The organism is Campylobacter sp. CNRCH_2014_2452, assembly GCF_025772865.1.
Classification (GTDB): domain Bacteria; phylum Campylobacterota; class Campylobacteria; order Campylobacterales; family Campylobacteraceae; genus Campylobacter_D; species Campylobacter_D lari_D.
Map to the genome: position 1 here is coordinate 76,829 of NZ_JAKMSX010000001.1, position 18,024 is coordinate 94,852.

Genomic DNA, 18,024 nt, shown 5'->3' on the forward strand with positions numbered 1-18,024 from the left:
TTTTCCTTTATAAATTATCAACTTTTATGATACCTTCTGTTTCAAACTTGGTATTTTCTGCAATCTCAGCAAAACTTAAGACCGTAATATTAATACCAAAATTAGAACAAATATCAGCAATGAATTTTCTAAGTTGTGGCTCAACACAAAGCAAGAAAGGCTTAATTCTTGTATTTGCCACACTTGCAAGTTCAGCTTTTAAAGCTTCTACTAAAGCACCAGTTTGAGCTACATTTATCATTAAATGATACGAACCATCTTTAAACTGCACATGTTCCATTAATTTTGCAGCTGCAGCAGCATCAAAAATATAAAAGCTAATTTGCCCTTTTTCATCCACATATAAATTTGTAATTGCTCTTGCTAAAGAAGCCCTTACATGCTCAATAATCATATCCAAACTCTTGCTTACTTCAGCTATATCACTAATTGATTCTAAAATTGTAAGCATATCTTTAATAGGAATATGCTCTTTAAGTAAAGCTTTTAAAACTTTTTGAATTAAACCTATGCTAGCAACCCTTAAACAATCATCTACCACGATAGGATAATCATTTTTGATTTTATCTAGTAAATTTTGCACTTCTTGTTTAGTTAAAAGCTCTGAAGCATTAGCTTTTATAAGCTCACTCATATGGGTTGAAATCACACTTGCTGGATCAATTACAATATAACCATTCAGCGTTGCCTCATCTTTTAAAGATGATTCTATCCACAAAGCATCAGAATTAAAAGCAGGTTCTTTAGTAGCTATACCTTCGATAGGTTCAGTGATAAAACCACTATCCATAGCTAGATATTTATCAGGATAAATTTCAGCACTAGCTATACCCACACCTTTGAGTTTAAAAGTATATTCATTTGGTTTTAATTGCAAATTATCTCTAATTCTAATTTTTGGCATTAAAAAACCTAAACTTTGAGCTATATTGCGTCTTGTTGATCTAATACGCTCTGTTAATTCACTTTCTGCTAACTTAATAAGTCCATAGCCTAATTCTAATTCTAAAATTTCTAATTTTAAAATATCTGTGATTTTATTTTCTTCTTCTTTTAAGATTTCTTCTTCGCTGCGTTTTTGAGGTTTAGCTTGTTCTTCTTCATGGGTTTCTTGAGACTTTTTAGCTGAAATTGCATTGATTTGAATTTTACCTTCTTGCACTTGCTTTATCATATAACCAAGTCCTAAAAACACCAAAGCCATAAAGCCCAAAGAAAAATGTGGTAAGCCTGGTACTAAAGCAAATATAAATAAAACAAAGCCTACAATTAATAAAGTTTTGTATTCCCCTAAAAGCTGATTGATAGAACCTTCAGCAAAATTATCCTCATCTTTACTAGCACGCGTGATGATAATTGCAGTTGCCGTTGAAGTTATAAGTCCAGGAATTTGAGAAACAAGTCCATCACCTATTGTTAATATAGTATAAGTTGAAGCACATTCTCCAAGCTCCATATCATGCTGAAAATAACCTATCATAAAACCACCAATTAAATTTACAATGGTGATAATAATCCCAGCAACAGCATCCCCTTTTATAAATTTAGAAGAACCATCCATTGCTCCATAAAAATTTGCTTCAGCTATGATTTCTTGGCGTCTTGCGCGTGCAGTTTTTTCATCAATCAAACCTGCATTTAAATCCGCATCAATAGCCATTTGCTTACCTGGCATTGCATCAAGGGTAAATCTTGCTTGAACTTCAGAAACCCTTGTACTACCTTTAGTTACAACCATAAAATTGATTAAAACTAAAATACAAAAAACAACCATACCTATAACATAATTTCCACCAACAACAAATTCACCAAAACTTGCCACTATATCACTAACAGCAGCTGGACCTTGATGACCTTCGCTTAAAATCATACGCGTTGTAGCTATGTTAAGTGAAAGTCTAAAAAGCGTAATAATTAAAATCATAGTTGGAAAAGTTGTTAAATCTGTAGGTTTTGGTATATATAAAGAAATTAAAATAATTAAAACTGAAATTGCTATACTTAATGCAAGAAAAAAATCTAAAACTATACTTGGTAAAGGTACTATAATAATAGCTAAAATTGCAATAATTACAGCTACTATAGTTAGACTCTTTGCCTTTAAAATAGGTGCAACAAGTGGAGCAATCCAAGGCAATACTAAGCTAAAAATATCCCTTTTAGCCATTATTTTGAATAATATCCTCTAGAGTAATAGAAACTAAAAAATCATCTATCTTATTTTGAAGCTTCACCAACACAGGCATAATTTTACAATTTTCTTCTTTTTGCGAAGGACAAATTCCATTACTGCACTCAAATACATTGATAGATTTTTTCTCTACACTATTAATAATTTCTTTTAAAGTGTATTCACTTGGCTTTTTAACAAGCATAAATCCACCTTTAGCACCCTTATAAGATTTCAAAAGTGCGTCTTTGGCAAGCGCTTGTAAAATTTTCGCCAAAAAACTTTTTGGTATATCTAAAACACTTGACATAGTATCTACATCTTGTGGTTCTTGGGATTTTGCTATATGAATTAAAGACAATAAAGCATATTCGCTAGCTTTGGTAAATAACACTTTTTTCCTTTTCATTGAAATATTAATAAACAATATCTATTTTTAACTTTAAATAAAAATTTTAATTATATCAAAAATATGTGTTGTTAAATATTAAATTTCTTATTTTTTAAATTTCAGCATTTTTTTTGTTTTTTTAGTTATAATTGCACTTTTTATTTTAAATACCGCTCAGGAGGTCTATTATGGCTTTAGATTCGGCTAAAAAAGCAGAAATAGTTGCAAAATTTGCTAGAAAAGAAGGAGATACGGGTTCTCCAGAAGTTCAAATCGCACTTTTAAGCGCAAGAATTTCAGATTTAACAGAACATTTAAAAATCTACAAAAAAGATTTTTCTTCTCGTTTAGGTCTTTTAAAGCTTGTTGGTCAAAGAAAAAGACTTTTATCTTATCTAAAAAGAAAAGATTATCAAGCTTATTCTAAATTAATCAGCGAATTAAATTTAAGAGATAAATAAGCCTCGTGCTTATTTATCTTTAATATATTTTATTTTAGTTATTTACCACTTCTTTAATTTAAGTTTTCAAAATTTCAATATTTTATTCACAAGAGTTTCACGATGTGATTTTAGCTTCTAAGTATCTAAAAATAGCACTTTAAGTTTTATGAGTAAAAATATTTTTCACATTTAATTTTATTGATTTTTAATGTTTTTTCACTTTTGCTATAAAAAACCCATCTGCATAATTATCTGGTAAAACTCTTTTGGCAAATGACAAGTCAAAATCATCACTTTTTGCATTAATGAAGTTAACATTTAATAAATCAAAATCTAGTAATTCTAATTTAAAATTTTCATTTCTTAACGCATTTTCTAAAACAGCTTCATTTTCTTCTCTTAAAAATGTACAAGTACTATAAACCAATTCCCCACCATGTTTTAAGGCTAGTAATGCTGAATGTAAAAGTTTTTTTTGTAAATTTGCTATTTGCTTAATTTCTTTTGTGTTTTTTTGTATTTCAAAACCCATTTTTGCAAAAGTTGAACAAGGCGCATCAAGCAAAATTTTATCAAATTTCAAAGGACAAGCTTTACCTATAGTGCGTGCGTCTTTTAAAAAGCATTTTGCAATTTTAACTTGATAATTTTCCATAGTTGTTTTTAAGGTAAAAAAGCGTGTTTTAGATAATTCACAACTTGCTAAATAACCTTCATTTTGCATAAAATTGGCCAAATTTAAACTTTTTCCACCAGGAGCTGCACACATATCTAATACACTCTCACCAGCTTTAACGCCCAAGGTTTTAGCACATAAATACGAAGAATAATTTTGTATATAAAACTTACCCTCATTAAAAGCATTCATTGAGCTTAATTTGCTTTTAAAAATACTAGGTATTTTATAACAATACAAATCAATTTTTTTAAATTTTATATTTTTTTCATTTAGAATTTCTTCTAGTTTTTCATTGTCAATAAGCAAAGAATTTCTAAAAATATTGACATATTTTTCTTGATTAAAACTTTGAAGGATTTGTTCTTTTTGCTCTTTTGTATAAATTTCATCTAAAGCTGTATTTAAATCAATCAAGGCCATAAAAATCCTTTAAAAGTAAATATGCAGCTAAAGAATCAAGTTTGCCATCTTTTTTCTTTAAATTCACTACACCAAGCTCTTGTGCATTTTTAGAGCTAAAACTCTCATCAACAAAAAAAACTTCTTTATCAAAATCAAGTAAAGATATGAAATGCTCTATTCTTTTTCGCATTTCATCTTCACTAGATCCGCCCAAAGGAATTCCTACCACCAAAGTATTTACATCATAGTCTTTAATGTATTTTTTTACCTCATTTGCTGCTTGATTGCGGTTTTTTCTAATGATAGCTTCAAGCGGCATGGCCATGCTTTTATTAATACACAAAGCAACACCAATACGCTTTAAACCTATATCTAACGCTAAAGTATTCATATGTAAGCTCTTATTTTCACTCCAGAAATTTCCACCAGACCCTCAAGTTCATATTCATAAACTCTATCACCAAATTTTTTCAAAACTTTTTCTAAATCATTTTCATGCTTTAAAAAGCTTAACAAATCATCCTCACTTTGATCTTGATAAAGCTCTCCAAACATTTTTGCAAATTCCTCAAAATTATGAATTAAATTTGCTTTTTTTGTGGCTAAAAGTAAATTTGTTCCTTCACTTTCATCTTTCCTATGAGGTAATACATATATAGGTTTATTCATACTCAAAGCAAGCCTTGCACTTTGCATAGAACCACTTTTTAAATCAGCTTGAGCTATTATAACAACCTCACTTAAAGCAATAATAAGCCTATTTCTTAATAAAAAATCATATGGCTTTGCTTTATATTTTGCTTCATTTTCACTTAAAGCTAATGCATTTTCATAAATATTTAAAATTTCATTTGTATTAGCTTTTGGATAAATCTCATCAAGTCCATTAGCAAATATGGCTATAGTTTGAGGATAAGCTATTTTAGCTGCTTGGATATCCACACCCAAAGCCCCACCACTTACTACACAAACCTTAGTCTTTTTTAACAAAGATACTAACTCAATGAGACAATTTTTAGTATAAGCACTCATTTTTCTAGAACCTATAATAGCTACTTTTCTAGCATTTAAAAGCTCTAAATTGCCTTTATAATAAATCTTTGAAGGTGGATTTAAAAGATTTTTAAAATCTTCAATATTCTCAATAAATTTCATTTAAATATACAAGTTCAACTGAATTTAACAAATCTTTACTTTGCACCAAAGCTTTAAAAGTCTTTTCTCTTGGATGACCAATAGCTATAGCAAAACCTTTCTTTCTTGCCTCTTCTACTGCTTGTTTGAGTTGATTTTTAATATATGCTATATCATCTTCATTATCTAAAAAAATATCTCTGGCTATATAAGGCTGATTAAATTGACTTACTAAATTTTTAGCTTTAGAATTTCCTATGGTTCTTGAATCTACAAAAATAAAATCATTTTGTTTAAAAGCATTAAATAATTTTTCCATAGCCTGCTTATTTGCAGTAAATAAACTTCCTGTATGGTTGTTAATAAATTTTACTTTTGGAAATTGTTCTTTTACAAAAGCTACGCGCTTGCTTATTTTTTCCATATCATCACTAGGGTGTAAAGTGTTTAATTCTGCCTTGTCATATTTTATAGCAGCAAGAGGCAAATGCACCATAAAAAAGTCAAAATCCTTTGCAAACTCAGCTGTATAAGGATGGCGTTTATCAGGTGGAAAAAAAGATGGGATTAATTTTAAATTTGTTTTTTTAAGCATATCTACATGAGTGTGACTTGCCATATCATCTATGATAATTGCTAGACGAGGCTTGGTATTTTTTTGTACTAGAATTTGAGTTTTATTATCCTCGCTTTTATCTGATATATTTTGCTCTTCATTTTTTGATTCTTTGCTTGTATTTTGATCTATTACTTCTAAAATTGAAGTTTGATTATCTTCTTTAGTTTGATTTAACTCTGTATTTACAGGGTTTAAATTTAAAATTTCACTAATATTTTTATCTAAAAATTCTAAATTTTCATTTTCTAAAGTCAAATTTATATCATTAAAACTAAAATTATTTTCTTGTCCTATTATAGGTAATGGTTCTTTTTTGTTTATTGTTTGATTGTAATCTGAACCTTTATTTTCTTCTTTTTTTAAAAACAAAGCTCCAAATGCAAAAAGAAAAATTCCAATTACAACAAGACAAAGCGCTAAAAGCACTTTGTATTTTTTATTTATAGTTTTCAAATTAGTTTTTATCTTTATCAACTAATTTTTTAGCACTAATCCAAGGCATCATAGCGCGAAGTTCGCGTCCTGTTTTTTCTATTAAAGAATCATTCATTAATTTACGCTCTGCATGCATTCTTGCAAAATTCGCTCTTCTTTCTAAGATAAAATCTTTGGCAAAACTTCCATTTTGTATATCTTTTAAAACACCTTTCATAGCTTCTTTAGTTTCTTTGGTAATAATCTTAGGTCCTGTGATATAATCTCCATATTCAGCAGTATTAGAAACAGAATATCTCATATCAGCAATACCACCTTGATAAATCAAATCTACAATTAATTTCATTTCATGCAAACACTCAAAATACGCCATTTCAGGTTCATACCCTGCTTCAACTAAGGTTTCAAAACCAGCTTGGATTAAAGCACTAAGTCCTCCACAAAGCACCGCTTGTTCGCCAAATAAATCTGTTTCAGTTTCAGCTTTAAAAGTCGTTTCTATAATACCTGTTCTACCACCACCTATAGCACTAGCATAACTTAAAGCTAAATTTTTAGCATTTTTACTTTCATCTTGGTGGATAGCAATTAAGCAAGGAGTACCCCCGCCTATACTAAATTCATGTCTTACAGTATGACCTGGAGCTTTAGGAGCTATCATAATCACATCTATACCTTTTGGAGCAACAATTTGTCCATAATGGATATTAAATCCATGTGCAAATGCTAGAGTTTTACCTGCTTTTAATTCAGGTTTAATTTCTTCATTAAAAATTTCACTTTGAATTTCATCAGGAGCTAAAATCATAATCAAATCTGCTTCTTTAGTAGCTTCTTTTACACTTTTTACTATAAAATTTGCTTTTTGAGCTTTTGCCCAACTTTGCCCACCCTCTTTTAAGCCTATGATCACTTCTACACCACTATCTCTTAAATTCATAGCATGAGCATGACCTTGAGAGCCAAAACCTATAATAGCTACTTTTTTTGATTTTATTAAATTAATATCACAATCTTTATCATAATAAATTGACACAGCCATTATACACTCCTAAAATTAAAATTAAAGCAAAGATTATAACTAAAAAATATAAATTTAATCCTTTTATGATAAAATTTAAGTTTTGAAAAATTACTATAAAGAGTATTATGAAAGAATTATTTAATCAACTAAGCTATGGTCTAAATGCTGATGAAATTACCAATAAAAGCAAGCAAATCATTAGAGAGTTACTAACTTGCGATATCATTAAATTTTATAAAAACAAATACTATTTAAAAGATGGCTTTACTTTTGGTAAGATTGATATTTCAGCTAATGGAACGGGATTTTTAGAAAGTTTTGATCCTGCTTTTAAGCGTGATTTGCTCATAGAAAATAAAAATTTAAAAGGAGCAAATTATGCTGATATAGTTGTGGCAAAATTACTTCCTCTTAAAAAAAAGCGTCCAAGTGCTAAAGTTATCTTAATACTTAAAAGAGCCCATGAAACTTCTTTGGTTATAACTAAAAAATACGGCGAAGCAGTCCTTGGAGTAAATATTCAAACAGGACTCACATGTGCCTTAAAAGCCTCTCAAAAATCCTTAAAAACTCTACCTTTAGGAACTATTTTAAAAATAGAAAATCATGATAATAATATCACTGAAGTGATAGGGCATATTGATGATGATTTTGTAGATGACAAAATTTCCTTAGCACTTTTTAATAAAAATGCAGTTTTTGATAATTTATGTGAAAATGAAGCAAGAGCTTATGGAAATGAAGTTGATGCGAGTATGTATCCATCAAGAAAAGATCTTAGAAATTTAAATTTTTGTACCATTGATCCAATTGATGCAAAAGATTTTGATGATGCAATTTATTATGATAAAAATGAGCATGCTATTTATGTAGCCATAGCTGATGTAAGTGCTTATGTGCATGCTTATAGTGCTATTGATAAAGAAGCAAGATCGAGGGGTTTTTCGATTTATTTTCCTCATATTGCTATACCTATGTTACCAAGAGCTTTGAGTGAAAATATTTGCTCACTAAAACCTAATGAAGATAGGTTAGCATTTTGTTTTAAAATAAGCTTAGATCAAAACAATGAAGTGATTAAAGAAGAGCTTTTTGAGGCTATTATCAACTCAAAACGCCGTTTTAATTACGATGAAGTTGATGAGTATTTACAAAAGCAAGAAGATTTAGGCACAATCAATTGGCTTTATGAGGTTTTCAAAATCACTCAAAATTTACGAAAAAAACGATTAAAAAATGCTTGTGAGTTTAAAACCCAAGAGCTAAGAATGACTTTAGATGAAAATAATAAACTCATAAAAACACGCCTTGAAAATGACACTGCCTCGCATAATTTAATCGAAGATTGCATGCTTTTAGCTAATAAAGCTGCAGCAAAACTCATTGATATAGGAGTTTTTAGAAATCATTTAAATCCTGATTATAAAAAAATAGATCAATTGCTAGCTGATCTTTCAACACTTAGTATAGATATTAATCCTAAAAATAATGTCATAGAATTATTTAAAGACATTCAAGTCTTAGCAAATGAGCTAAATATAAGAGAAGAAGTAGATAAACTCATCATCAAAGCGCAAAAAAAAGCAGAATATTCTAGTGAAAATGCAGGGCATTTTGGCTTAGGTTTTGATAAATATACCCATTTTACAAGTCCTATTAGAAGATATTCTGATCTTATATTGCATAGACTTTTAAAAGCTAAAATCAACAATGATGAAAAAATGTTTAATTATTTGCTTTTAAATATACAAAGTACTTGCGAGGAATTAAGTTTATTAGAAAGAGAAGCAGATAAGGTTGCTTGGCATTTTATGGATAGAAAATTTGCAAGATGGGCAAAAGAAAATATAGGAAAAAGATTTAAGGCTTTAGTGGTAGAAAATCAAAGTTCATTGCAAGTAAAATTAAATGATGAAATTAAGGGAGCTTTGATTACCATCATAGGTTCAAGGGCAAATTTATTAGAAAATGTAGAAGTAGAAATCACTGAAGTAGATATTGTTAGTGCTAAAATTTTTGGCAAAATTACCAAGCATTTTAGTTTAGAAAGAAACTAAAATGTATAAAAATCAACTCCAAAGCTTACTTAATGGTAATAGTTTTCCCAATTATTTCTTGCTTTATGGAGCGGATAATTTCCAAATAGAGCTTTATACTAAATTTATTAAAGACAAATACTCTTTTGATGAGAGTTTAAGATTTTATTTTGAAGAATATGATTTTAAGCAAGCATATGATTATTTATCTAGCGCTTCTTTATTTAGCGAGAGAAAACTGCTAGAAATCAAAACTCAAAAGAAAATCTCAAGTAAAGAACTCAAGCAACTTTTACAGCTTTGTCAAAATTCGCAAGATAATTATTTTTTACTTGAAATTTATGATGAAAGCTCCAAACAAAGTGAAGCGGAGAAAATTTTTGCTAATAATTTTTGTAGATTTTATAAAGTAAATTCAGCTAAGGAAGGCATGGAATTACTAGCTTTAAAAGCTAAAGAATTAAATATTAACATTACTCAAAATGCCCTTTATGCTCTTTTTTATAATTTTAATGAAAATTTATATTTAGCGGCTAATGAGTTAAATAAATTTAGTGGTCTAAATATCAATGAAAAAATCATCCAAGAGCATTGTTATAGTTTAAGTACTATTAGCTTTGAAAGTTTTTTTGATAAATTAATGCAAAAACAAGATTTAAGAAACGAACTTGAAAATATTTTAGAAAATTATAATGAAATAGCATTGATTAATGCCTTATATGCAAATTTTTCTAGACTTTTTAAAATAGCTTTACATATTAAAATTTATGGAAATTTAGACTTAAAAGAAATTTTAGGCTATGCTCCACCTATTTCTGTGGCACAAAATCTTCAAAAACAAGCTCTTATGATCAAAATATCACAATACAAAAATATCTTTCTGACACTTTGTAATTGCGAATATGAATTAAAAAAGAATTCTAAAATAGAAAAAAAAGAATTTTTAATCGCAACACTTTTACAACTTAGCTCCATATTAAAAAGTTAAATTAAGAAAACTTATGGTAAAATGAAATTTGCATTTTATGCAAATCCTTGCCTAAAATTTTAGGCTTTATATCCATAAGGAGAAATTAAATGAGACATTATGAAGTTTTATTCATATTAAAACCAACACTTACAGAAGAAGAAGTAAGTGCTAAGTTGGAATTCGTAAAAGAAGTCCTTACAAAAAATGGCGCAGAAATTGAAAGCGTAGTTCCAATGGGAACAAGAAAACTTGCGTACAAAATTAAAAAATACGAAAGAGGAACTTATTTTGTAATTTATTTCAAAGCTCCTACAAATTTAATAGCAGAGCTTGAAAGGGTATTAAGAATCACTGAAGAAGTAATCAGATTTTTAATCGTAAAATATGAAAATAAAAAAGAAATTGCAGCTTGGGAAAGACTAAGCAAGGGTATCAAACAAAATAAAAAAGAAATTAAAGCTAGTGAAAGCACAGAAAGCTAATTAATGTTTAACAAAGTCGTTTTAGTAGGGAATCTTACAAGGGACATAGAAATGCGTTATGCTCCATCAGGTAGCGCAATAGGCTCTTCTGCTATAGCTGTAACAAGAAGATTTAGTACAAATACAGGAGAAAAAAGAGAGGAAACCTGCTTTATCGACATTAGCTTTTTTGGAAGAACTGCAGAAATTGCTAATCAATACCTTAACAAAGGTAGTAAAATTTTAATCGAAGGTCGTTTGAGATTTGAGCAATGGAGCGATCAAAATGGACAAAACAGATCAAAGCATAGTATTCAAGTTGAAAATTTAGAAATGCTAGGTTCAACTGTACAAAATAATCAACAAAGTAATTTTGAAAATCAAAATTATGGTTATAATCAAAATTTTAATCAACAACAAAGCTTTGATCCTTATGCTCAAGTACAAACTAGAACAAATTCATCTAATAATACCTATCAAAATCCTCAAAAGGAAGCCCCTATGAAGGAAATTGATATTGATAAATATGATGATGATACAGAATTACCATTTTAAAGGAAAAAACATGGCAGAAAAAAGAAAATACTCACGCAAATATTGTAAATATACTGAAGCTAAAGTTGATTTTATAGACTATAAAGATACAGCATTGCTAAAACATGCTTTATCAGAAAGATTTAAAATTATGCCACGCCGTTTAACAGGTACTAGCAAAAAACACCAAGAAATGGTTGAAGTTGCTATTAAGCGTGCAAGACATGTAGCACTTATCCCTTATATCGTAGATAGAAAAGAAGTTGTTACTAATCCTTTTGAAGGACTATAATTATTAAATCAAACCCAAGCTTTTTAAGCTTGGGAAAATAAAAGGTTGTTTTATGTTTTCAGATATAGAATCTGAAATTTATGTTATTTTACTTGCATCCGTTGCTATTATAGCGGTTTTAAATCCTTTTGGAAATCTTCCACAATTTATTGCAATGACTGAAGGTTTAGATGCTGATACAAGAAAAAAACTTTTTAGAAATATCATTTACACTGCATTTTGTATTGTTTTAGTTTTTTTACTTTCTGGACCATTTATCATGAAATATTTATTTAAAATAGATATTAATGATTTACGAGTTGCAGGTGGTTTGATTTTAATCATTATGAGTACAAAAAATCTACTTTTCACCCCATCAAGCACTCAATTTCAACACTATCAAGGATTAAGCCACAAAGAATTATTAAAAAAAAGTATAGTACCAATGGCATTTCCTATGCTTGTAGGACCTGGAACACTTTCTACCATAGTAGTTATTTCAGAAGATCAAAATTTAGCTATAGCCATAGCTTCTGTATTACTTACTTTTGCTTTTATTTTTGCTTTATTTCACTTTTCAGCTACTATTGAAAAAGTTATCGGTAAGCTTGTGCTTTATGTTTTTTCGCGCATTGCTTTAGTTTTTATTATGGCTATGGGAGTAAAAATGATAGCTATTGGGGTTCAAACTTACATTCAATCTACCTAGGATAAATAAAAAAACTTTTTTGCAAAAACACTTCTTCATTTACTGCTTTATTAGTATTTAACAACACACTAATATTTACCACTACAATACTTTTTGCATGAACATACTTTGCAATTAATTTATTATTTTTACATTCACCCAAAGGATAAGCATAATCAATTCGTATTTTTGTATTATTATATTCAAAATTATATTCACTTAAGCATTCTTTACCCTCCAAATAGGCTTGATATAAAAAATATTTAGCAAACTCTTTAGCATCATGAAGTAAAATATTTCCTTGGGTATAAAGCGTTAAATCTTTCATAATTCTTGGTGGATATGAAGAAATTTTTATTATAAACGCCATAATAAAAGAAATAAATAAAATAAAAAATATTGTATATATCATTGCAAATGATTTTTTCACAAAAGCATCCATTTATCTAAACATCTATTTTGAGTATTACTGCAAATTGTAATTTTTAATAACTCACCATCATGCTTGAAAATAAGTTTTGAAATATTTTGAGCTAATAAAAATACTTGTTTGTTATGATTTAAATCATCAATTTGCATATAAATATTTTTATTTTTCAAATACACCTTAATATAAGCATATAAAATAGTATAAAATCCGCTAAAACTCTCATCAAAAAAATTGATTTTTTCTCTATCATCAACTAATATTTTATAGATTTTTGAATTTTTTATATCATAAATATACATATAATCACTAGTGTATATTTTCAACTTCTTCATACTATGCATATCTTTATAATTGCTCAAAATTCCTTCAGAAATTCCATTTTCTATAAAATACAAATTACTTTTTGGGCTAAAAAAACTTTCATTATTTTCTAAAATAATACCACTGAAGTTTAATTTTTTTAATGACAAATCATAAAAAATATCATCATTTGCGCTCATATAACACTCAAAAGAATTACTTGTAAATATTGCATTCAAGCAAGAATTATAAATTTTCTCCATGCTAAGTAAAGCTTGATTTAAATCAAAAAATATTTCACTAGATTTTTTAACATTAAAACTATAATTATAAATATACATAGCTGGATTAATTAAAATAGTAATCAAAATACCCAAAATAACAAGGCTTAACGCAAGTTCCAATAAACTAAAAGCCTTTTTCATCTACAAAAGCTTCTTTATAGGATAAATCTTTTATTTTTAAAGATTTGAGTTTAAATTCATCACTAGTGTATTCTAAAAAGTTGTAATTATTTATATTTATCTCTTTTGCTTTATATGAAGGAATTTTCTTTAGCAATTCTTTTTCTTCATTAAAAAGGGTTTGATTTTGCCATATAGCATTTAAAGATTTATTTGCAAATACAAGATAATAAGATCCAAAAATAAAAGATAAAATTACAATACAAAAAGCAAGCTCTAGGAGACTAAAAGCTTGCTTCATTTATTTAAACTTGCATTAAAAGCTTCAAAAAAGGCACCGCGTAAAGCTCTTTTTTCTAAAGCTTCAATTCCTTTTATAGTTACTCCTGCTGGAGAACAAATTTTTTCTTTAATAATAGCAGGATGAGCATGATTAAACAAAGCACTAAAGCTTTCAAAACTTGCACGAGTAAGCCCATAACTAAGCTCATTTTTTAAACCATTTTTCACACCTGCATTAGCTAAACTTTCTGCTACCAAAGCTAAAAATGCAGGAGCACAACCGCTCAAAACCATAGCTATATCAAATTCTTTTTCATTTTGCAAACTTATGGCTTTACCAAAAGTATTTAACAAAGATAAAATTTCATCTTTAAATAAATCTTTTTCCATTAAATAAGCAGTTGTAGAAGCTTTAAATTCGGCTGCTGTATTTGGCATAATTTTCACATAATTTTGTGCATCAATACAATGAAGCCGCTCAAAAGTAGTGTTTGCTAAAACCGAAATAAGCCATCTTGCCTTGCCTTTTAATTTAACAGCTACTTCTTCTAACGCATAAGGTTTAAAAGCCAAAATAATATTTTTATTATCCATATCAAACTCATCATATGATAATACTTTTAAATTTAAACCACTGGCTTTTTTTAAATCCCTAGCAACAATAACTACTTTATAAGTATCCTCTAAACCTTTAGCTATAGCACTTGCCATAGCACCATTTCCTAAAATATAAATTTCAGACATTATTTTGTTTGTTTAATAAAAGCTGAAATCTTTTCAGACTGAAAATAATTAGGATATTTGCTTGTATCTAAAATCACTTGCACTAAAGAGTTATTATCATAATTCATCACAACAGGTGCTAAAAAATTTACCGTAGATTCTTCTAATGGCTCATTAATAGCCACTATAACAAACACACCAAAATTAGTTTGCTCATTTAAAGCTAATAATTCTTGATAATAATCAGGCACTTCAAAATCATAATCAGGACGGATCATATAAGGATCAATCATCACAAAAGAAAAATCTTTACCATCAAGGCTTTTAAGTCTATAAAAAACCTCGTCTATTTTATAAAAATTCATATTTTTGGTATCTTCAAAACCTAAAATAGGACATTTAACTTCTAAGTTCATCTTGCCTCCTAAAATCTATTGACTAAGAAATTACAACTCATTAAGCAATTTTAGTTCCAATTTTAAAAATTACACTAATTAAGAGTTTTTGACTATAATTTTAGTTTTAAAAATTAACAATTTCATAAACATAAAAACATTATAATTACAATTATTAAATTTATTAAGGTAACACAATGAAAAAACTTTTTATTTTTTCACTTATTATTGCAGGTTTATTTTTAGGAGCATGTAGCTCGAAAAAAGCTGAAGATTTATATAATCTAAGTTCTATGGAATGGTATCAACAAATTATAAAAGATTTACAAGAAAAAAATCTTGAAGCAGCTGATAAACACTATACTTCAATGGCAGGTGAGCATATTGCTGATCCATTATTAGAACAAACTTTACTTATATTAGCTCAAGCTCATATTAGCGAAGAAGAATATGAAATGGCAAATTTTTATCTTGATGAATATTTAAATAAATTTGGCGATTCTAAAAATGTAGCTTATATAAGATATTTAAAAATCAAAGCTAAATTTGACTCTTTTGCTGTTCCAAATCGTAACCAAGCCTTAATGCTAAAAACAATAGAAGAAATCAAAGAATACAATCAAAACTATCCTAATGTACAATATAATGATTTAATCGATACTATGCTAACTAAATTTAATCTTGCAGTTTTTTACCTTGATACAAGTATAGCAGAGTTATATCAGAAAAAAAACAGAGAGCAAAGCTATGAGATTTATAAGCAAAAAATCGAAAATTCCGATTTTAATAAAATCGATATGATTAAACCAGAACTTCCATGGTATAGAAAAATATTTGAAGAAGGTATAATGTAATGAAATTAGAAAATACTCAAAACTATCCAACAAAACTTCCCATTCTTGTAGAAGATGAGCTTTTTTTATACCCCTTTATGATAACACCTATTTTTTTAAATGATATGCAAAATATTAAAGCCTTAGATACCGCTTTACAAAATGAAAGTATGATTTTTGTGGCACCATCAAAAATTGAAGGTGGGCGTGGCTTTGATGATATATATGATTGTGGTGTCATTGGGAGTATTATGAGAAAAGTTCCACTGCCTGATGGTAGGATAAAAATTTTATTCCAAGGATATGCAAAAGCCAAGATTGTTGAGAGAATTTCGGATGATCCTTTATATGCTTTAGTTGATTTAATTCATCAAGAGCCAATTTGCAATACAAAAAAAGAAGCTATTATAGAAGTAGTTAGAGAAAAAGCAAAAGCTTTATCGACTGTGAGTCATTATTTTCCACCTGATCTTTTAAGAACTATAGAAGAAGATGTCGAGCCTAGCAGAATTTGTGATCTAATATTAAATTCTATTAAAATCAAAAAACAACAAGCTTATGAATTTTTTATCGAAACTAATTTAGAAACCAAGCTTTTAAATTTAATTGATTATTTAGCTAAAGAAATTGAAGCAAATAAAATCCAAAAAGAAATCAAAAATAAAGTTCATTCTAAAATTGACAAGGTTAATAAAGAATACTTTTTAAAAGAACAACTCAAACAAATTCAAAGAGAGCTTGGAAGCGATATACAAAAAGAAAGCGAAGTAGAGGAATATAATAAAAAATTAGAAAAGAAAAAAGCTTTTATGTATGAAGAGGCTTATAAAGAAATCAAAAAGCAAATTCAAAAATATGAAAGAATTCATCAAGATAATTCAGAAGCTTCTATGGTGCAAACTTACATAGAAACGGTTTTAGATATACCTTTTGAGCACTCCTCAAAGAAAAAACTAAATTTAAAAGATATATCTTTACAACTCAATAGTGATCACTATGCTCTAGAAAAACCAAAAGAGCGTATTGAAGAATACTTTGCAGTTAAAGAACTTTTAGAAAAACGCAAGATTAAAGATAGAGATGGTGCAAAAGTCATCTTGTGCTTAGTTGGCCCTCCTGGTGTTGGCAAGACTTCTTTAGCAAATTCAGTCGCAAAGGCATTAAAAAGAGAGTTAGTGCGCATAGCTTTAGGTGGTTTAGAAGATGTTAATGAACTAAGAGGACATAGAAGAACCTATATAGGAGCTATGCCAGGACGCATTATACAAGGCCTTATAGAAGCAAAACAAAGCAACCCAGTAGTTGTGCTTGATGAGATTGATAAACTAAGTCGCAATCATAGAGGAGATCCAAGTGCAGTTTTACTTGAAATCTTAGATCCTGAACAAAATACTAAATTTAGAGATTATTATCTAAATTTCAACATCGATTTAAGCAAAATCATTTTCATAGCTACTGCAAATGATGCAAGTTTAATTCCACCTGCTCTAAAAGATAGAATGGAATTTATAGAACTTAGCTCTTACACCCCTCAAGAGAAATTCCAAATAGCCAAAAACTATCTCATACCTGATGAAATAAAAAAACATGGATTAAAAAAAGAAGAAATAAGCTTTAGTGATGATGCTATAGAATTAATAGTAAATGAATATACTAGAGAATCAGGTGTAAGAAATTTAAGAAGAAAAATTGCTGAAATTTGTAGAAAATGTGTTAAAAAACTTCTTTTAGAAAAAGATATTAAAAATATTGAAATTGATGATAAAAATTTAAAAGATTTTTTAAGTAAAAAAGTCTTTGAAATAGAAAAGCACGAAAAAGAAAATAAAATCGGACAGGTAAATGGACTTGCTTGGACTGCAGTAGGTGGAGATGTATTGAAAATCGAAGCCATTAAAATCAAAGGCAAGGGTGATCTAACTTTAACAGGGAGCTTAGGTGATGTAATGAAAGAATCAGCAAAAATTGCTCAAAGTCTTGTTAAGAATTTAATCGATGATGAACAAATTAAAGTCTCAAAGAAACTTTTCTACAAAGAAGATGAAAACATATACAATCAATACAATCTTCACATTCATGTACCAGATGGAGCCACTCCAAAAGACGGACCAAGTGCAGGCATAACTATTACCACAGCCATTGCTTCTATTTTTAGCGACAAGAAAGTAAAATCAAATGTTGCAATGACTGGAGAAATTGATCTAATGGGCAATGTTCTACCAATAGGTGGTTTAAAAGAAAAACTTATTGCTGCTTATAAAGCTGATATTAAAACAGCCATTATCCCACATAAAAACTATGAAAGAGATTTGAAAGATATTCCTGAAGAAGTAGTAAAAAATATGAAAATTATTGGGGTGAAAAATTTACAAGAAGTTTTAAAAATAGCTCTTATCTAAA

Annotated in this window: 21 protein-coding genes; 9 read left to right on the top strand and 12 right to left on the bottom strand. The window is 28.5% G+C overall.

The annotated features are described in order from the left end of the window. Window positions 1–7: 7 nt before the first annotated feature. Complete coding sequence (gene flhA / locus L8X38_RS00365; protein WP_133318796.1) at window positions 8–2,167, bottom strand: flagellar biosynthesis protein FlhA; 2,160 nt, start codon at window positions 2,165–2,167, stop codon at window positions 8–10. Further along, on the bottom strand, window positions 2,160–2,564 hold the full coding sequence (locus tag L8X38_RS00370) for an Rrf2 family transcriptional regulator (RefSeq protein ID WP_220567238.1): 405 nt from the start codon (window positions 2,562–2,564) through the stop codon (window positions 2,160–2,162). The genes flhA and L8X38_RS00370 overlap by 8 nt, the downstream gene beginning before the upstream one ends. A 185-nt stretch (window positions 2,565–2,749) precedes the next feature. On the opposite strand from L8X38_RS00370, the gene rpsO reads away from it, so the two are divergent. Beyond that, window positions 2,750–3,022 carry a 30S ribosomal protein S15 gene (gene rpsO / locus L8X38_RS00375; RefSeq protein WP_012661650.1) on the top strand — a complete coding sequence of 91 codons (273 nt, stop codon included), beginning with the start codon at window positions 2,750–2,752 and terminating at the stop codon, window positions 3,020–3,022. A 187-nt stretch (window positions 3,023–3,209) separates the two neighbouring features. On the opposite strand, the gene L8X38_RS00380 is transcribed toward rpsO, so the two are convergent. Genes L8X38_RS00380 through ilvC form a run of 5 tightly spaced genes read right to left on the bottom strand, consistent with a single transcriptional unit; the run spans window position 3,210 to window position 7,315 of the window. After that, on the bottom strand, window positions 3,210–4,103 hold the full coding sequence (locus L8X38_RS00380; RefSeq protein WP_263660953.1) for an RsmB/NOP family class I SAM-dependent RNA methyltransferase: 894 nt from the start codon (window positions 4,101–4,103) through the stop codon (window positions 3,210–3,212). Further along, window positions 4,090–4,476, bottom strand: a complete 387-nt coding sequence (gene ruvX, locus L8X38_RS00385; protein WP_263660954.1) for a Holliday junction resolvase RuvX — start codon at window positions 4,474–4,476, stop codon at window positions 4,090–4,092. The genes L8X38_RS00380 and ruvX overlap by 14 nt, the downstream gene beginning before the upstream one ends. Next, window positions 4,473–5,240, bottom strand: a complete 768-nt coding sequence (locus L8X38_RS00390; protein ID WP_263660955.1) for a DNA-protecting protein DprA — start codon at window positions 5,238–5,240, stop codon at window positions 4,473–4,475. The genes ruvX and L8X38_RS00390 overlap by 4 nt, the downstream gene beginning before the upstream one ends. Then, the gene (locus tag L8X38_RS00395; RefSeq protein WP_263660956.1) at window positions 5,227–6,291 is read right to left on the bottom strand and encodes a divergent polysaccharide deacetylase family protein; all 1,065 of its coding nucleotides are present in this window, start codon (window positions 6,289–6,291) and stop codon (window positions 5,227–5,229) included. Before L8X38_RS00395 ends, L8X38_RS00390 begins: the two co-directional genes overlap by 14 nt. A gap of 1 nt (window position 6,292) precedes the next feature. Beyond that, on the bottom strand, window positions 6,293–7,315 hold the full coding sequence (gene ilvC, locus L8X38_RS00400) for a ketol-acid reductoisomerase (protein ID WP_012661655.1): 1,023 nt from the start codon (window positions 7,313–7,315) through the stop codon (window positions 6,293–6,295). Window positions 7,316–7,422: 107 nt separating this feature from the next. On the opposite strand from ilvC, the gene L8X38_RS00405 reads away from it, so the two are divergent. From L8X38_RS00405 to L8X38_RS00430, 6 genes are all read left to right on the top strand, one after another. Beyond that, window positions 7,423–9,354: a VacB/RNase II family 3'-5' exoribonuclease gene (locus L8X38_RS00405; RefSeq protein ID WP_263660957.1), complete on the top strand. Its 1,932-nt coding sequence runs from the start codon at window positions 7,423–7,425 to the stop codon at window positions 9,352–9,354. Between the two features lies 1 nt (window position 9,355). Then, window positions 9,356–10,321 carry a DNA polymerase III subunit delta gene (gene holA / locus L8X38_RS00410; RefSeq protein WP_263660088.1) on the top strand — a complete coding sequence of 322 codons (966 nt, stop codon included), beginning with the start codon at window positions 9,356–9,358 and terminating at the stop codon, window positions 10,319–10,321. An 89-nt stretch (window positions 10,322–10,410) separates the two neighbouring features. Further along, window positions 10,411–10,785, top strand: a complete 375-nt coding sequence (gene rpsF, locus L8X38_RS00415) for a 30S ribosomal protein S6 (RefSeq protein WP_263660958.1) — start codon at window positions 10,411–10,413, stop codon at window positions 10,783–10,785. Between the two features lie 3 nt (window positions 10,786–10,788). After that, window positions 10,789–11,319: a single-stranded DNA-binding protein gene (locus tag L8X38_RS00420; protein ID WP_133318788.1), complete on the top strand. Its 531-nt coding sequence runs from the start codon at window positions 10,789–10,791 to the stop codon at window positions 11,317–11,319. Between the two features lie 10 nt (window positions 11,320–11,329). After that, complete coding sequence (rpsR, locus tag L8X38_RS00425) at window positions 11,330–11,590, top strand: 30S ribosomal protein S18 (RefSeq protein ID WP_039618521.1); 261 nt, start codon at window positions 11,330–11,332, stop codon at window positions 11,588–11,590. A gap of 52 nt (window positions 11,591–11,642) precedes the next feature. Continuing rightward, window positions 11,643–12,278, top strand: coding sequence for a MarC family protein (locus L8X38_RS00430; protein WP_263660959.1), 636 nt, complete (start codon window positions 11,643–11,645; stop codon window positions 12,276–12,278). Here the strand turns inward: L8X38_RS00430 and L8X38_RS00435 are convergent. From L8X38_RS00435 to fliW, 5 genes are all read right to left on the bottom strand, one after another. Then, window positions 12,271–12,585: a hypothetical protein gene (locus L8X38_RS00435; protein ID WP_263660960.1), complete on the bottom strand. Its 315-nt coding sequence runs from the start codon at window positions 12,583–12,585 to the stop codon at window positions 12,271–12,273. The genes L8X38_RS00430 and L8X38_RS00435 overlap by 8 nt on opposite strands. A gap of 98 nt (window positions 12,586–12,683) precedes the next feature. Continuing rightward, window positions 12,684–13,412 carry a prepilin-type N-terminal cleavage/methylation domain-containing protein gene (locus L8X38_RS00440; RefSeq protein ID WP_263660961.1) on the bottom strand — a complete coding sequence of 243 codons (729 nt, stop codon included), beginning with the start codon at window positions 13,410–13,412 and terminating at the stop codon, window positions 12,684–12,686. Further along, window positions 13,396–13,692, bottom strand: a complete 297-nt coding sequence (locus L8X38_RS00445) for a hypothetical protein (protein WP_263660963.1) — start codon at window positions 13,690–13,692, stop codon at window positions 13,396–13,398. Before L8X38_RS00445 ends, L8X38_RS00440 begins: the two co-directional genes overlap by 17 nt. Next, on the bottom strand, window positions 13,689–14,417 hold the full coding sequence (locus L8X38_RS00450; RefSeq protein WP_263660964.1) for a pyrroline-5-carboxylate reductase: 729 nt from the start codon (window positions 14,415–14,417) through the stop codon (window positions 13,689–13,691). Before L8X38_RS00450 ends, L8X38_RS00445 begins: the two co-directional genes overlap by 4 nt. Next, window positions 14,417–14,812, bottom strand: coding sequence for a flagellar assembly protein FliW (gene fliW, locus L8X38_RS00455; RefSeq protein WP_012661666.1), 396 nt, complete (start codon window positions 14,810–14,812; stop codon window positions 14,417–14,419). The genes L8X38_RS00450 and fliW overlap by 1 nt, the downstream gene beginning before the upstream one ends. 176 nt (window positions 14,813–14,988) lie before the next feature. Between fliW and bamD the strand changes: the two genes are divergently transcribed. Both bamD and lon read left to right on the top strand, forming a co-directional pair. After that, the gene (gene bamD / locus L8X38_RS00460; protein WP_133318782.1) at window positions 14,989–15,645 is read left to right on the top strand and encodes an outer membrane protein assembly factor BamD; all 657 of its coding nucleotides are present in this window, start codon (window positions 14,989–14,991) and stop codon (window positions 15,643–15,645) included. Then, window positions 15,645–18,023: an endopeptidase La gene (gene lon, locus L8X38_RS00465; protein WP_263660966.1), complete on the top strand. Its 2,379-nt coding sequence runs from the start codon at window positions 15,645–15,647 to the stop codon at window positions 18,021–18,023. The genes bamD and lon overlap by 1 nt, the downstream gene beginning before the upstream one ends. The last annotated feature ends 1 nt before the right edge of the window (window position 18,024 follow it).

Coding starts and splice junctions, on each gene's coding strand:
- L8X38_RS00445 (WP_263660963.1), bottom strand. CDS start 13,692: ATGAAGCAAGCTTTTAGTCTCCTAGAGCTTGCTTTTTGTATTGTAATT.
- ruvX (WP_263660954.1), bottom strand. CDS start 4,476: ATGAATACTTTAGCGTTAGATATAGGTTTAAAGCGTATTGGTGTTGCT.
- rpsF (WP_263660958.1), top strand. CDS start 10,411: ATGAGACATTATGAAGTTTTATTCATATTAAAACCAACACTTACAGAA.
- L8X38_RS00440 (WP_263660961.1), bottom strand. CDS start 13,412: ATGAAAAAGGCTTTTAGTTTATTGGAACTTGCGTTAAGCCTTGTTATT.
- L8X38_RS00390 (WP_263660955.1), bottom strand. CDS start 5,240: ATGAAATTTATTGAGAATATTGAAGATTTTAAAAATCTTTTAAATCCA.
- L8X38_RS00405 (WP_263660957.1), top strand. CDS start 7,423: ATGAAAGAATTATTTAATCAACTAAGCTATGGTCTAAATGCTGATGAA.
- L8X38_RS00435 (WP_263660960.1), bottom strand. CDS start 12,585: ATGAAAGATTTAACGCTTTATACCCAAGGAAATATTTTACTTCATGAT.
- ilvC (WP_012661655.1), bottom strand. CDS start 7,315: ATGGCTGTGTCAATTTATTATGATAAAGATTGTGATATTAATTTAATA.
- lon (WP_263660966.1), top strand. CDS start 15,645: ATGAAATTAGAAAATACTCAAAACTATCCAACAAAACTTCCCATTCTT.
- bamD (WP_133318782.1), top strand. CDS start 14,989: ATGAAAAAACTTTTTATTTTTTCACTTATTATTGCAGGTTTATTTTTA.
- fliW (WP_012661666.1), bottom strand. CDS start 14,812: ATGAACTTAGAAGTTAAATGTCCTATTTTAGGTTTTGAAGATACCAAA.
- flhA (WP_133318796.1), bottom strand. CDS start 2,167: ATGGCTAAAAGGGATATTTTTAGCTTAGTATTGCCTTGGATTGCTCCA.
- L8X38_RS00430 (WP_263660959.1), top strand. CDS start 11,643: ATGTTTTCAGATATAGAATCTGAAATTTATGTTATTTTACTTGCATCC.
- L8X38_RS00420 (WP_133318788.1), top strand. CDS start 10,789: ATGTTTAACAAAGTCGTTTTAGTAGGGAATCTTACAAGGGACATAGAA.
- L8X38_RS00380 (WP_263660953.1), bottom strand. CDS start 4,103: ATGGCCTTGATTGATTTAAATACAGCTTTAGATGAAATTTATACAAAA.
- L8X38_RS00450 (WP_263660964.1), bottom strand. CDS start 14,417: ATGTCTGAAATTTATATTTTAGGAAATGGTGCTATGGCAAGTGCTATA.
- rpsO (WP_012661650.1), top strand. CDS start 2,750: ATGGCTTTAGATTCGGCTAAAAAAGCAGAAATAGTTGCAAAATTTGCT.
- rpsR (WP_039618521.1), top strand. CDS start 11,330: ATGGCAGAAAAAAGAAAATACTCACGCAAATATTGTAAATATACTGAA.
- holA (WP_263660088.1), top strand. CDS start 9,356: ATGTATAAAAATCAACTCCAAAGCTTACTTAATGGTAATAGTTTTCCC.